Origin of the sequence: Stenotrophomonas sp. NRRL B-14846 (assembly GCF_050473585.1) — a bacterium.
GTDB lineage: Bacteria > Pseudomonadota > Gammaproteobacteria > Xanthomonadales > Xanthomonadaceae > Stenotrophomonas.
Window position 1 is genome coordinate 1,908,180 of record NZ_JBFLUN010000022.1, and the last position, 13,629, is coordinate 1,921,808.

General features: G+C 67.7%; 11 protein-coding genes. 6 read left to right on the forward strand and 5 right to left on the reverse strand.

Translation table 11 applies throughout. The features are described 5' to 3' along the window. Positions 1 to 104: 104 nt before the first annotated feature. From AB1281_RS11015 to AB1281_RS11025, 3 genes are all read right to left on the reverse strand, one after another. Entirely contained in the window at positions 105 to 2,015 is a 1,911-nt protein-coding gene (locus AB1281_RS11015; protein WP_430345914.1) for a CocE/NonD family hydrolase, read from the reverse strand. Positions 2,016 to 2,236: 221 nt separating this feature from the next. Then, positions 2,237 to 2,623 (reverse strand): DUF4440 domain-containing protein, encoded by a 387-nt coding sequence (locus AB1281_RS11020; protein ID WP_430345915.1) that lies wholly within the window; start codon positions 2,621 to 2,623, stop codon positions 2,237 to 2,239. Then, complete coding sequence (locus AB1281_RS11025; protein ID WP_430345916.1) at positions 2,623 to 3,981, reverse strand: MFS transporter; 1,359 nt, start codon at positions 3,979 to 3,981, stop codon at positions 2,623 to 2,625. Before AB1281_RS11025 ends, AB1281_RS11020 begins: the two co-directional genes overlap by 1 nt. Positions 3,982 to 4,086: 105 nt before the next feature. Between AB1281_RS11025 and AB1281_RS11030 the strand changes: the two genes are divergently transcribed. Next, entirely contained in the window at positions 4,087 to 4,983 is an 897-nt protein-coding gene (locus tag AB1281_RS11030) for a LysR family transcriptional regulator (RefSeq protein ID WP_430345917.1), read from the forward strand. 98 nt (positions 4,984 to 5,081) lie between these two features. On the opposite strand, the gene AB1281_RS11035 is transcribed toward AB1281_RS11030, so the two are convergent. Beyond that, positions 5,082 to 7,877, reverse strand: a complete 2,796-nt coding sequence (locus AB1281_RS11035) for a beta-glucosidase (protein ID WP_430345918.1) — start codon at positions 7,875 to 7,877, stop codon at positions 5,082 to 5,084. Positions 7,878 to 8,215: 338 nt separating this feature from the next. Between AB1281_RS11035 and AB1281_RS11040 the strand changes: the two genes are divergently transcribed. Together AB1281_RS11040 and AB1281_RS11045 are read left to right on the forward strand one after the other, a co-directional pair. Continuing rightward, entirely contained in the window at positions 8,216 to 8,650 is a 435-nt protein-coding gene (locus AB1281_RS11040; RefSeq protein WP_014037567.1) for a VOC family protein, read from the forward strand. Between the two features lie 305 nt (positions 8,651 to 8,955). Next, positions 8,956 to 9,660 carry a helix-turn-helix domain-containing protein gene (locus tag AB1281_RS11045; protein WP_430345919.1) on the forward strand — a complete coding sequence of 235 codons (705 nt, stop codon included), beginning with the start codon at positions 8,956 to 8,958 and terminating at the stop codon, positions 9,658 to 9,660. A gap of 9 nt (positions 9,661 to 9,669) precedes the next feature. Here the strand turns inward: AB1281_RS11045 and AB1281_RS11050 are convergent, their stop codons facing one another. Beyond that, the gene (locus AB1281_RS11050) at positions 9,670 to 10,560 is read right to left on the reverse strand and encodes a sterol desaturase family protein (protein WP_430345920.1); all 891 of its coding nucleotides are present in this window, start codon (positions 10,558 to 10,560) and stop codon (positions 9,670 to 9,672) included. 131 nt (positions 10,561 to 10,691) lie between these two features. On the opposite strand from AB1281_RS11050, the gene AB1281_RS11055 reads away from it, so the two are divergent. From AB1281_RS11055 to AB1281_RS11065, 3 genes are all read left to right on the forward strand, one after another. Continuing rightward, positions 10,692 to 11,642: a LysR family transcriptional regulator gene (locus AB1281_RS11055; protein WP_430345921.1), complete on the forward strand. Its 951-nt coding sequence runs from the start codon at positions 10,692 to 10,694 to the stop codon at positions 11,640 to 11,642. 92 nt (positions 11,643 to 11,734) lie between these two features. Further along, complete coding sequence (locus AB1281_RS11060) at positions 11,735 to 12,385, forward strand: DsbA family oxidoreductase (protein ID WP_164118332.1); 651 nt, start codon at positions 11,735 to 11,737, stop codon at positions 12,383 to 12,385. 35 nt (positions 12,386 to 12,420) lie between these two features. Then, positions 12,421 to 13,428, forward strand: coding sequence for a cyclase family protein (locus tag AB1281_RS11065; RefSeq protein ID WP_430345922.1), 1,008 nt, complete (start codon positions 12,421 to 12,423; stop codon positions 13,426 to 13,428). The last annotated feature ends 201 nt before the right edge of the window (positions 13,429 to 13,629 follow it).

The following is a 13,629-nucleotide window of genomic DNA, read 5'->3' on the forward strand; positions in this document are numbered from 1 at the left end:
TCATCATGCACACCATCCAGAGCAGGGATGCACGCTATGCGATGACGTGGGGCGATGCAATGCGGCTGCGGCCCGCGCTGTCGCGAGCCGCAGTCGTCGATGCTTCAATACACCGGCAGATCGATGTAGCTGGCCTGCGCGGCGCTGTGCCAGACCCGCTGCGTGGCCTTCTGGTAATCGCCCGGCTTGGCCAGGTAGATGTTCGGCACGTAGGTCTGCGGGTTGCGGTCGTACAACGGGAACAGGCTGGACTGCACCTGCACCATCACCCGGTGCCCCTTCTGGAAGGTGTGGTTGGCATTGGGCAGGTCGAAGCGGTACGGCAGCACTTCGTTGGCGGCCAGCGGCTTCGGATCGCTGAAGCTCTCGCGATAGCGGCCGCGGAAGATCGCCAGCGACACCGGCAGCTCGTAACCGCCCATCTCCGGCGTCGACGCTTCCTGGTCCGGATACACGTCGATCAGCTTCACCACCCAGTCGCTGTCGGTGCCACTGGTCGACGCCTGCAGATGCACCACCGGTGCGCCGCCGATGCGCAGCGGCGCGGTCAGCGGTTCGGTGATGAAGGTCAGCACGTCCGGGCGGCCATCAACGAAACGCTGGTCCTTGACCAGCCAGGTGGTCCACATGTCGCGGTCACCGAAGCGGACCGGGCGCGGCACGAACGGCACCGGCTTGGCCGGGTCGGACACGTATTCCTCGAAGTCACCCTCGCCCGCCGCCGGCGCCTGGAACGCCAGCTTGCCGCCGGCACGCAGGTACAGCGGCTTGCTGCTGGCGGCACAGCCCTTGTCGCAGCTGCGCGGCCAGCCCTTGAGGCGATCCCAGTGGTTTTCACCGGTGTTGTAGATCAGCACCGGCGGCGTGTCCGCCTTCGGCGCACCGTCCACCAGGTACTGGTCGAAGAACGGCTTGAGCACATCGCGACGGAACTGCAGCGCGGTATCGCCATCGAACTTCAGCGCACCCAGCTCGCTGCCGCTGTAGTTCACCTGGCTGTGCCGCCACGGGCCCATCACCAGGTAGTTGCGGTTGTTGCCGCTGTCGCGCCCTTCCATCGCCTGGTAGGCGTGGTTGGCACCCCACATGTCTTCCTGGTCCCACAGGCCCTGCAGCCACATGGTCGGCACCTTCAACGGTGTCTTCGCCATCACCGCGTCCAGCGCCTGGCCCTGCCAGAAGCCATCATAGGCCGGGTGCTCGACCAGCTTCTTCCACCAGGTCAGCTGGTCCACGCCGGTGAAACGCGCGTAGTCGCCGGCCGAACCGATGCGCAGGAAGGTGCTGTAGTCGTCGTAGCCGAGGCTGGGCAGCGGCGTGCCCTTGCCGCGCTTCTCGGTCTGCATCGCGAAATAGTTGAAATTGACCTGGCGGAACGCACCGTAGTTGAGCCAGTCGTCACCCATCCAGCCATCGACCATCGGGCTCTGCGGCGCAGCCACCTTCAGCGCCGGGTGCGGGTCGGTCAGCGCCATCACCACGGTGAAGCCCTCGTAGGATGAGCCGAGCATGCCGACCTTGCCGTTGCTCTCCGGCACGTTCTTCACCAGCCAGTCGATGGTGTCCCAGGCGTCGGTGGAATGGTCGACTTTGGTGTTGTTCAACGGCCCGCGCAGCGGCCGGGTCATCACGTAATCGCCTTCCGAGCCGTACTTGCCACGGATATCCTGGAACACACGGATGTAACCGCCGTCGACGAACACCTCGTCGCCCTGCGGCAGCAGGTCGCGCATGCGCGGCGAATCACTGCGGCTGGCGCGGCCAGCGGCATCGTAGGGCGTACGGGTCAGCAGGATCGGCGCGTTGTGGGCGCCCTTGGGCACCACGATCACCGTATACAGCCTGGTGCCATCACGCATCGGCACCATCACCACGCGCTTGTCGTAGTCGCGGCCGACATCGGGGGCAACAAAGGGCTTGCCGCTGATGTCCGGGGTCATCGGCGGGGTATCGGCAGCCAGCACGGTGCTGGACAGGCAAAGGGCGATGGCTACAGCAACGGCACGCACACGCATGGACAACCCCTCCCGGCAGGAAAGCCTCAAGCCTACTCCTGCCCCGTGCCGTGAAGTGTGTGCAGGCTTTGCATTCTGCGGTGGATGCAGGCAGGACTGATGGCACATGTGCCTCCGGTGCCGCTGCGCTCGCCGGCAACCGGTAGTGCCGGCCGCTGGCCGGCAACTTCATGATCCTGGGGCGCGTTACGCGGTTGCCGGCCAGCGGCCGGCACTACCGGTCAGGCCACCGGCACTTCATGCAGCGCCAGCCAGCGCCAGCGACCCTCTTCCTGCCTCAGCACCGCCAGCGACTCCCGCCATGCGGGTGCGCCGCCATCGATCGAATGCCCTTCGCGATAGCGCAGTACCGCCAGCGGTGAAGGCGCTTCCACCGCCTGCACGGCGTCGATGGAAATCCGCAGCCCTGGACGCGCGCCATGGCCGCCCGCGAACAGCGCCTGCACGGCAGTCCGGTCCAGCCTGCGACCCGCGATGCCGACCATGCTGAAGTCCGCGCAGAAATGCGCCATCAGGTCCTGCAGCGCGTCGGTGCTGACGTCGGCACGGAACCAGGCCTGCAGTTTGTCGTGCAGGTGGTGGATTTCATGTTCTGCGGTGGTATCCATCAGGCATTCTCGGGTTGCGGAAAGGAAAGCTGTTGCGGCCGGCGCAACAGCGCCAGAGGCAGCAGGGTCAGTACGGCGGCCAGCCCCAGCGCTACGCGGGTGGCATGGGCCGGCAGCCATTGCATGGCCAATGCCAACAGCAGCGCGATGGCCGCGGTGCCCAGGCAGAAGCTGAGCTGGCGGTTGAGGTTCCAGAGTGCGCTGGCATCACCCAATGCTTCGCCCTCGACCCCATGGAAGGCCAGCGTCTGCGCGGTGCTGCTGCACAGGCTGCCACCGGCGCCCATCAGCGCGAACAACAGCGCGGCCAACGCGAAGGCCGGCTGCGGCAGCAGCGCCATCAACAGCAGGCCGCTGGCCTGCAGAAGCATGCCCGTACGCAGTACCGTGGCCGGGCCGAAGCGGGCCAGCAGGCGCTTGCTGGCCGTGATCGCAATGGCCGAGGCCAGCGCCCACGGCAGCATCAACCCACCGATGCGTGCCGCGCTGTAACCGGCCTGGTGCAACTGCAGCGTGCTGACCAGCTGGCTGCCGATGAACACACCGGGCACTGCCAGATAGACCAGCATCGCCAGGCGCAGGCCCCGATGGGACAGCAACGACCAGCGCAGCAGGGGCTGCGCCTGCTGCCGTGCATGCCGCAGGTGGGCCGCTGCCAACAGCAATGCGATCAACAGCAGTACGGCACCGGCGGCCCGATGGCCGGGTTCGCCCAGCCAGGTCAGTGCCAGCAGCAGCGCACCCAGCGCCAGCATCGCGGTGGACAGCGCATAGGCCTGCAAGCGTGGCGCACTTCGCGCGCCATCGGCCGGCATCCACGCCAGCACCAGTCCAATCGCCACCACGGCCAACGGCAGGCTGGCCCAGAGCACACCGCGCCAGGACAACCACTGCACCAGCAGCCCACCGAGCGCGGGCGCCAGTGCCGGTACCAGCAGCGCCACCAGCAGGATGCGGCGGGTCAGCGCACCACGCTGGTCGGGCGTGCACTGTCGGTACGCTGCCGCCTGTGCCACCGGAATCAGCAGGCCACCGGCCAGGCCCTGCAGCAGGCGCCAGCCCAGCAGCCAGCCGATACCCGGTGCTGCGCCGGCCAGCGCAGCGGCAACCGCGAACAGCAGCAACGCCACCAGCAGCAGGCGACGCTCACCACAGCGCGCGGCCAGCCAGGGCGCCAGCGGAATCACCACGCTCAGGCCCAGCATGTAGGCGGTGCCCACCCAGGCCAGGGTGCTGATATCGGCGTGCAGCTCCGCTGCCAATGCAGGATAGGCCACCGTGGCGATGAACATGTTGACCAGATCCAGGGCGAACACCAGCAGGAAGATCGCCTCATGGCGCAGGCGGGGGGACGGCATCGGCGGCGCTCCAGCGGGGAAGTCGCAAGCATGCCGTCCGGACCTTGTTGGAAAAACACGACGGCAGCTGCAACACTGTCAAATCTGTTTTGACAATGGACCACCATGGTCAGCCTCGATCGCTTCGATATCTTCCGCGCCGTGGTCGAGGCCGGCAGCCTGACCGCCGCCGCCGACCGCCTGGGCCTGAGCCGTGCGGTGGTCAGCTTCAACCTGAAGCGGCTGGAGCAGGAGCTGGGCGTGACCCTGCTGCTGCGCAGTACCCGCCACCTGGCCCTGACCGATGCCGGCGAGCAGTTCCTGCAGCACTGCGTGCAGGCGCTGGATGCCGCACAGGCGGCGATCGATGCCGCACGCCGCGACCAGCATCAGCTGCAGGGTGTGCTGCGCCTTACCACCACTCCGGAGTACGCGCAGCTGCGCCTGATTCCCGCACTGGAGGCCTTCCGTGCGCGGCATCCGGCCCTGCAGTTGCATCTGTCGACCTCACCGGCGCCGGCCGACCTGATTCCCGAACGTTTCGACCTGGCGATCCGCCTCGGCCGCCTGCCCGATTCGGGCCTGCATGCCAGTGAACTGGAACGGCACCCACTGTGCGCGGTGGCGGCTCCGTGCCTGCTGGCACGCCTGCCCTCTGCCGATGCTGCCGATGACCCCGTGCAGCTGGGCAACCTGCCCCGCCTCGGCTACCCGCGCCTGGCCGACGTGCCGGTGGTGGCACCGGATGGCAGCGACGCCTTGTTTGCCACCAACCCGGGCAATGCAGTGGTGCGCGTGGATGGCGCCAGCAGCCTGCGCGCCTTCGCCGTGGCCGGCGCCGGGGTCACCGTGCTGCCACGCTGGCTGATCGAGGACGACCTGGCCCAGGATCGCCTGCGCCCGGTGCTGCGCCAGCACCGGTTTCCGCAGCAGAGTGTGTACGCGGTCTACCCGCACAGCACGCAGCCCTCACCGAAGGTGCGGCAGCTGATCGATTTCCTGCGCGGGTGGTTCGTCACCTGAAAAGGGGACGGAGGGGATTAAGTCGTTTATGCATAAACGACTTAATCCCCTCCGTCCCCTTTTTTGCATGGCCCCTTTCGGGGCCATGCCTTCAAGCCTCAGCGCAGCACCTGCTCCACCAGCTGCACGTCCACGCTCTGCAGCGGTTCGGCGGCGTTGCGCGACAGTTGCACCTGGTAGGTGCCGCCATCGATCTTCCACTGGCGGGCCTGCGCATCGTAGTGGGCCAGGGTCTTCGGCTCGGCTTCGATGCGGATGCGGCGCTGTTCGCCCGGCTGCAGGGTCACCTTGTCGTAGCCGATCAGGCGGATCGGCGTGGTGCTGCCGGCCGGCAGCTTCAGGTACAGCTGGGCGACGTCGGCACCGGCGCGCTTGCCGGTGTTGCGGATGTCGACGCTGGCGACCAGGCGCGAGCCTTCCACGCTCACCTTCAGGTTTTCATAGGCGAACGAGGTGTAGGACAGGCCATGGCCGAAGGCAAAGGTCGGGGTCAGGCCCTTGGCCGCCATCCACTTGTAGCCGACGTTGGCGCCTTCGATATCGAAATCGAACACATCACCGAACGGCTTGGCCGGCTTGAAGCCGAGGCCGTCGATGTGCGGGCGCGGCAACTGCGATTCGTCCACCACCCAGGTCACGGGCAGGCGGCCGGACGGATTGACCTGGCCGGTCAGCAGCGCGGCAATGCCTTCGCCACCGCGGATGCCCGGGTACCAGGCCTGCAGCATCGCCGGCACCTGCGCCAGCCACGGCGTGCGCACCGGGCCGTTGGTCTCCAGTACCAGCACGGTCTTCGGGTTGGCCTTGGCCACGGCCGAGATCAGGGCGTCCTGGTTGTCGGGAAGCTGCATGTCCGGCAGGTCGACCGATTCGGCCGCCCACTGGGTGGCGAACACGATGGCCACGTCGGCCTGCGCGGCTGCCTTGGCCGCAGCGGCGGCGTTGCTGCCGTCCACATACTCGATGGTCGCGTCCGGGCGTGCTGCGCGCAGCGATTCCAGCGGCGAGGACGGGTGGAAGATCACCGGGCCCGGCCAGGTGGTCGGCATCACGCCCGGCACCGCATTGGTGCCCTTGGCAGTCACGCCCACCATCGACGAACCACCACCACCGATCACGCCCTTGTCGGCATGACCGCCGATGATGACGATGCGCTTCACGCTGTCGGCCAGCGGTAGCAGGTTGCCTTCATTGCGCAGCAGCACGCTGCCCTCTTCCACCGTGCGCTGGGCGACGGCGAAACCAGCCTCGGCGTCGACTTTCTGGTGCTGCGGCGGGTTGTCGAAGTTGCCGTGCAGGAACATCGTGCGCAGGATGCGCGCCACCATGTCGTTCAGGCGCGCCTGCGGCACCACGCCGCCATGCACGGCCAGGCGCAGCGGTTCGTCGAAGAACACCGCCGCGTCGAACACTTCACCGGCCGACTGCTGGTCCAGGCCGGCCAGCGCCGCCTTCGAGCCACTGTGCACGCCGCCCCAATCGGACATCACGAAACCGGGGAACTTCCATTCCTGCTTCAGCACCTGGTTCATCAGGTAGCCGTTCTCGCAGCCGTAGGTGCCGTTGATCTTGTTGTACGAGCACATCGCCACGCCCGGGCGGCCGGCGTCCAGCGCGATCTCGAAGGCCAGCAGGTCGGACTCGTGCATGGCCTGTTCGCCGATGCGCACGTCGTGGAAGTTGCGGCGGGTCTCCATGTCGTTCAGCGCGAAGTGCTTCATCGAGGAGATCACGTGCTGGCTCTGCACGCCCTGGATCAGCGCGCCGACCATCGAACCGGCCAGCAGCGGGTCTTCGCCGGCGTATTCGAAATTGCGGCCGTTGCGCGGGTCGCGCTGCAGGTTGACGCTGCCCGACAGCAGGATGTTGAAGCGCTGCTGCCACGCCTCGCGGCCCATCGTCGCGCCACCGGCAAAGGCAACCTGCGGGTTCCAGCTCGATGCGGTGGACGGGCCCGACGGCATCGCCGTGGCGAAGTCGCCCGGACGGATGCCACCCGGATTGGTCACGCCGACGCCGGCATCGGCCGACTGCTGCGACGGAATGCCCAGGCGCGCCACGCCCGGCACGAAACCGGCCGAGCCGACCGCACCTTCCGGCAGCGGACCACCATCCTTGCCCAGCCCGAAGTAGCTGTGCAGCATCTGGAACTTCTCATCCTCGGTCATCGCCGTCAGCAGCAACGCAGCGCGCGCATCGGCGTTGAGGGTGGTGTCCATCCATGGCGTGTCGCCGTGCTTGTCGGCGGCGTAGGCCAGGGTCAGCAGCGTGGCACGCAGCGTGCTGCCTTCCACCTTGAACGGTGCACTGCTGGCGGCCTGGAAGCCGTCGCTGAAATAGCTGGCATCCGCTTCCAGCGCCACACGCGCCGGATCAAAGCCTGCAGCCTTGGCCGATTCACCGGCCACCGCGCCAAGCAGCACCGCCGGTGCGCCCAGCCGCGAGCGCGTGACCAGCGCCGGCAGCTGTGCGGCACCTGCGCCGGCATCGGTGTAGACCGCCACGGTGTGGCGGCCGTCGTCCAGGCGCAGGTAGTTCAGGCCCGGCTGGTCCGGACCGGATTCGGCAGCGATCGGCAACCGGGTCAGCACAGCCTGGCCGCGCTGGGTCTGGCCATCGTCCTTGCCCGCAGCAATGAAGCGGTACTCGTAGCCCAGGCCGTCGGCCAGCACCTGCAGCGGATCGACCTGGCCGATGCCGCGCTGCACCTGGCGCACGCTCACCGCGTCCACCTTCAGGCTCTTCAGCTGGGCGGCCAGGGCCGGCATCGCCTCGGCGGTCGGCGCCTGTTCCAGGGTCAACACGGTGAACGCCGCAGGATCGGCCCAGGCCGGAGCGGCGAGTGCGGCAGACAGGGCCAGGGACAGTGCAAGCGGCTTTGTAAACGTTTTCATCGGCAGGCGTAATTCCGTTGCCAAGGCAATCGGTCCAGGGAAAGTGCCGCCGAAGGGTGCAGCGTTCATGCCGCGCAGGGGTTGCCAGGCAACGTCCCGCAGGCCGAAGGACGGGCCGGTCTGCGCGCGGGACCCTCCTCCCGGCGTGACAACCTGCCTGCCCGGGCCGCGCAGGGCGACCCAATCATGTGAAGATTGTGCGAGGGCGTTCACACCTGTCAACAGGACCTAAGTCACAGGGGCAACCTGGCCGCCGGTTATCAGGCCATCACCGGCAGTCATCAGCAGGCCGCACGGGGCTGCCGATAATGGGGCGTCACCGGCCCTGAACCCCGCCCATGAACATTCACCGCGACTTCGATCATCTCTGGCGCGACCGCTGTGATACCTCGAGCCAGCGCAGCCCACGCGTGCTGATCCGGGTATTTGTTGCGCCTGGCGAACTGGAGCGCAGCGTGGCCTTCTACGAGCAACTGCAGGGCGTGGTGGCCGATGCGGGTTTTCCGTTTCCCGATGCCGGCCTGCGCCTGGCGATGGTCGGTGCATTCCTGCTGATCGAAGGGTGCGATGAAGCGCTGGCGCCGTTCACCTCGACCACGGGGACGCTGCTGGTCGATGACGTTCGGCCCTATCACGACAAGCTGGTCGCCGCGGGCGCCGAGATCATCTTCCCGCTGCAGGTGGTACCGACCGGGGCGGCGTTCAATGCGGTGCATCCCGATGGCACCGTGGTCGAGTACGTACATCACCGGCCCGACCCGCACGGGCGGTGAGGGTACGCATGGCCGGGCTGCGCCCGGCACCTGCGGTAGTGCCGGCCGCTGGCCGGCAACCTCAAAAGCAAAAGCGGCTATCCGTGGGGGGGCGGGGTGGGTCCGGTTGCGGGGGACGCCGTAAATACGTCCCTGTAGGCTCGGTCGCGCCATCCATGGCGCTCACGCCCCCGCAACCGGACCCACCCCGCCTTCGACAGTTTCCTGCGAGCTGTTGGAACCTGCTGCTGTTGGTGGGTGCCGACCGTTGGTCGGCACGGGATCGGATCTCCAGATATTCCATTCCGATGGAGATTCATCCACGCATGGCGTGGATCTACAATTCCTCCATGTCCTCCCCCGCCCAGCCCTGGAATGGCACGCTGCTGCTGGATGCTCACGTGGCCGTGCTGCAGGGCCACGCCGGTGGCAGCGATACGCACGCGCACTACGCCCATCAACTGCTGCTGAGCGACGGCGCGCCCTGGCAGGTCGAGATCAATGGCGTGCAGCAGCACGGCCAACGGCTGTGGCTGCCGTCATTCCAGCCGCACGCAATCCTGTCGGCGCCGCAAGCAGGCTGCACGGTGTTCCTGGAGCCGACGCACGCCGATCCCGCACAGATCCAGCAGCACCTGCACGCGCTGCCGGACAACGCGCTGGCGCTGCACCATTGGCTGCCACGGCTGAGCCGGCCGCAACCGCTGGACCGCCGCGTGCAGGCAGCGCTGTCCCGTATCGCCCAGCACCTGCCCGGCCCGGTGCCGGCCGCCGATATCGCCGAGGCGGCGCATCTATCGACCAGCCAACTGCATCGGCGCTTCCAGTCCGATCTGGCGGTGACCCTGCGCGGCTGGGTGCTGTGGCAACGGCTGCGCAGCGCACTGATGCATCATCTGCGCGGGCACAGCCTGACCGACAGCGCACACGCGGCCGGATTCGCCGACCTCGCCCATCTGTCACGCAGCCTGCGCCGCATGTTCGGCATCGGTGCCGCACAGCTGCACGGCCTGCAGCTGCATGCGGCCTGACACCGCCGATCATCCGCGCCTGCGCAACCCGTCCGGCAGCTCCGGCACCTCGCCATGCGGCAGTTCGCGGAACGGCGCCAGCAGCTGCCCGGGATAATCACGCGGATAGTCCGGTTGGCTGCCGATGCCGAGGTCGCGTTGCTGCAGCCGATAGCCGGGCGCATCGAAGGCGGTCCCCAGCAGGTGATCCCAGACAGTCAGGAACAGGCCGAAGTTGACGTCGCCGGCGGTGCCGTAACGCATGTGGTGGAAGCGGTGCAACGGCGCCCAGGCCATCACCCGGCCCAGCACGCCCGGGCGCATGTCCACGTTGGAATGCTGCAGCAGCAGCTGGATGGCAATGGCGAAGGCCAGTACCGCGGCCACCGGCATCGGCAGGCCCAGCAGCAGCAGCGGCAGCACGCCACCGACGGCTTCGGCCGCCTGGTGCAGCGGGTGTTTCATCAGGCCGTTGAAGCCGTACATACGGGTGACGCTGTGATGCACCGCGTGCAACCGCCACAGCCAGCCGATGCGATGGCTGGCGTAGTGCACCAGGGTGATGCCAAGGTCGGCGCAGACGATGGCCAGCAGCACCTGCAGCATGAACGGCCACTGCAGCGGCCACAGCTGCCACGGAATGAGCGTTGCCAGCAGTGGCACCGCGGCGATCGACAGCAGGTTCAGGCTTTCGTTGACCAGCGCATGCAGGGTGTCACGCAGGCTGTCGCCCTGGCCGTGGTTGAACGCGGGGTCATACGGCCAGGCACGTTCGGCAGCGAACGAGACCGCGATGGCGACCGCCAGCAAGGCCAGCAGCCATAGCGGGTCGCCGTGGAGGTGACCGACCCAGGCGACGGCGGCGGCAACGAAACCGAACAGGAACAACGGGGCATACAGGCGGAGGATCCAGTGCTTCATGGGCAACCTGAAACGTGAGGGGCCTGCATGCTGGCGTGGCGCGACGGTTGCGGGCTTGAACAAACGGCGCAACACGGCCCGCCTCTGGTGGATGTCCATCGTGGTCGGCATCGCGTTTCCCGCATCCACGCATGGCGTGGATCTACAATGGCGCCCTCATCGCGCCCGAGACCGGCATGGATTCCTTCAACCTGATGCGCGCCTTCCGCCGCATCGTCGAACGCGGCGGGCTGGCCCGCGCCGCCGAAGACCTGGGCATGTCGCCGGCCGGGTTGAGCAAGCAGTTGCGCACGCTGGAAACACACCTGGGCGTGGTGCTGCTGCAGCGGACCACGCGGCGCATGAGCCTGACCGAGACCGGCCACGCCTATTACCGCGAATGCTGCCGCCTGCTCGACGAGCTGGACGCATTGGAACGTGGCATCGCCGAACAGCGTGGCGAGGTGGCCGGGCGCCTGCGTGTCAATGCACCGCAATCGTTCGCGCTGAGCACGCTGTCGCCGCTGCTGCCGCGCTTCCTGCAGCAGCATCCGCAGCTGTCGCTGGACCTGGTGATGGAAGACCGCCTGCTCGATGCGGTCGGTGAGGGTTTCGACGTGTCGTTGCGGCTGCGTGCCGAGCTGGATGACTCGCGACTGGTGGCGCGCCGGCTGGCCTCGCTGCAGCAGGTGCTGTGCGCGGCCCCGTCCTACCTGCGGCAGCATCCGGCACCGCAGGCGGTGGACGATCTGCAGGCGCACAGCGTGCTGGCCTACAGCCTGTCCGACTCCCCCGGCAGCTGGCCGCTGCTCGGCCCCGATGGGCAGGTGACCATCACCCTGCCGGCGCGTGTCACCGTCAACAACAGTCTGCTGCTGCGCGACCTGCTGATGGCCGGCATGGGCATCGGCGCCCTGCCCTCGTTCCTGGCGGCGCCGGCGCTGGCCCGTGGCGAACTGCAGCAGGTGCTGCCCGACCACCGCTATCCACCACGCTTCGTGCATGCGGTCTACCCCACATCGCGCCACCTGCAACCCAAGGTGCGTGCCTTCATCGATTTCCTGCACGCCGAGCTGCCCGGCTGCGCCGGCCTGGATTCGTAACCGCCAGCGAAAACTGAGCTGCCCGCGGCGTGCTGTTTCAGCCATGCCGCGCTGCCTAATCTGCCGCCTCCCCTCTCACCGATGGCAGGCAGATGTCTTCCGTTCCTTCCCCCGCCACCGCAGCGCCGGTGGTCGATTTCTTCCACGATGTGGTCTGTGGCTGGTGCTTCGTGCTGGCCCCGCGCCTGCAGCAGGTCTCGGCCGAACTCGGCATCCAGGTGCGTCACCGCAGCTTCGTGCTGCAGGACTCGCGCGCGCAGATGGTCGAGGTGTTCGGCTCGATGGAGCGCGCCAAGGCGATCATCCTGCGCCACTGGACCGACTGCGCCGCGCATGAAGACAGCGCGCGCATCGATATCGAAGGCATGCGCGCACAGGACTTCGAGTATCCGTCCGGCTGGCTCGGCGCACTGGCCTGCCAGGCCGCCGGCGTGCTCGGCGGCAATGATGCCCATGGCGCGATGTTCGACGCGGTGCAATGGGCGCACCTGCACCAGCACCGCAACATCGGCGATGCCGAAGTGCTGCTGGATATCGCCGAATCGCTGGGCCATCCCCGTGGCGCCTTCGCTGACCACATGCGCAGCGACGCAGTAGCCCGGCGCGTGCAGGCCGATCGTGCCGACGCCGCCGCCCTCGGCATCCGTTCCATTCCCACCGTGATCGGCGGCAACGGCCTGCGCCTGCAGACCCTGCCACTGCCACAGCTGCGCCAGGCCCTGGCGCCCCTGGTCGCGGCCTGAGCCGCACCCTCCCCCACCCTGCAAGGAGATTCCCCATGACCCCACGTACCCTGGCCACCGCGCTGGCCCTGCTGCTGGCCGGCACCGCCGCTTCCACCCCTGTATCCGCGCACGAACGCGTTCCTTCCGGCCAGCAGGTCGGCACCAGCCCCTGGGGGCCGAAGGACGAGATCGGCCGCCTCAACCTGATCACCGACGCCTCGCGCGCGGCGATCCTGTCGCGGGTCAGCGGCGGCAAGGCCTATGACCTGGCCACCGAGTACTACGTCGGCATGCCCAGCTGGCAGGATGCCGGCGACCCGCACTACCAGTTCTGGATGACCCACACCCCGCGCGGCACGGTGATGGACGACCCGATGGGCGTGGGCGAGACCATGAACCTCACCCGCAGCTACACCGGCACCGCGTTCTCGATGTACAGCCACACCGGCACCCACATCGATGCGCTGAACCACTTCGGCATCCACGGAAAGATCTGGAACGGCTTCGAGGCCGACAAGCACCTCGGCGACCGTGGCTGGAACGTCACCGGTATCGAGAAATTCCCACCGCTGATCGCACGCGGTGTGCTGATCGATGTGGCCGGCGCCAAGGGCGTGGACATGCTGCCGGACAGCTACCGCGTCACCCGCCAGGACCTGAAGGATGCGCTGGCACGCCAGCAGGTAAAGCTGCAGCAGGGTGACATCGTGCTGATCCGCACCGGCCGCATGCGCCTGTTCGAACAGCCCAGGGCCTACATGGCCAACCCGCCAGGCATGGGCCTGGACGCGGCGCGCTTCCTGGTGGAAGACAGCGGCGCGATGATCGTCGGCGCCGACAACCTCAGCTTCGAGACCTTCCCCTCGGAGGTGTCCGACGACTACGTGCCGCTGCATACCTACCTGCTGGCCCAGCAGGGTGCGCCGATCATCGAACTGGTGGCGTTGGACGAACTGGCCCGCGACAAGGTCTACGAGTTCGCCTTCATCGGCGGCCCGCTGAAGATCCGCGGCGGCGATGCCGCGCCGCTGCGCCCGGTGGCGTTGCCGGTCCGCCCGTAACCGGGACCTGTGGGTGCCGACCTTGGTCGGCACTCCTTTACCCCTTCAGCAACCTGAAACCCGACCCGCCAATTTCATTAGTAATTCTACTCACAAGGCGAGTAGCATGTCCGCTCTCAGCCCCTGATACCGGCCCGTCGATACTCGCGCCATGCCTGTCGTTTCCGCCCGTTCCTGCCGCTTCCAGCCCACCCGGCGCCT

Coding starts and splice junctions, on each gene's coding strand:
- AB1281_RS11015 (WP_430345914.1), bottom strand. CDS start 2,015: ATGCGTGTGCGTGCCGTTGCTGTAGCCATCGCCCTTTGCCTGTCCAGC.
- AB1281_RS11020 (WP_430345915.1), bottom strand. CDS start 2,623: ATGGATACCACCGCAGAACATGAAATCCACCACCTGCACGACAAACTG.
- AB1281_RS11025 (WP_430345916.1), bottom strand. CDS start 3,981: ATGCCGTCCCCCCGCCTGCGCCATGAGGCGATCTTCCTGCTGGTGTTC.
- AB1281_RS11030 (WP_430345917.1), top strand. CDS start 4,087: ATGGTCAGCCTCGATCGCTTCGATATCTTCCGCGCCGTGGTCGAGGCC.
- AB1281_RS11035 (WP_430345918.1), bottom strand. CDS start 7,877: ATGAAAACGTTTACAAAGCCGCTTGCACTGTCCCTGGCCCTGTCTGCC.
- AB1281_RS11040 (WP_014037567.1), top strand. CDS start 8,216: ATGAACATTCACCGCGACTTCGATCATCTCTGGCGCGACCGCTGTGAT.
- AB1281_RS11045 (WP_430345919.1), top strand. CDS start 8,956: ATGGCGTGGATCTACAATTCCTCCATGTCCTCCCCCGCCCAGCCCTGG.
- AB1281_RS11050 (WP_430345920.1), bottom strand. CDS start 10,560: ATGAAGCACTGGATCCTCCGCCTGTATGCCCCGTTGTTCCTGTTCGGT.
- AB1281_RS11055 (WP_430345921.1), top strand. CDS start 10,692: ATGGCGTGGATCTACAATGGCGCCCTCATCGCGCCCGAGACCGGCATG.
- AB1281_RS11060 (WP_164118332.1), top strand. CDS start 11,735: ATGTCTTCCGTTCCTTCCCCCGCCACCGCAGCGCCGGTGGTCGATTTC.
- AB1281_RS11065 (WP_430345922.1), top strand. CDS start 12,421: ATGACCCCACGTACCCTGGCCACCGCGCTGGCCCTGCTGCTGGCCGGC.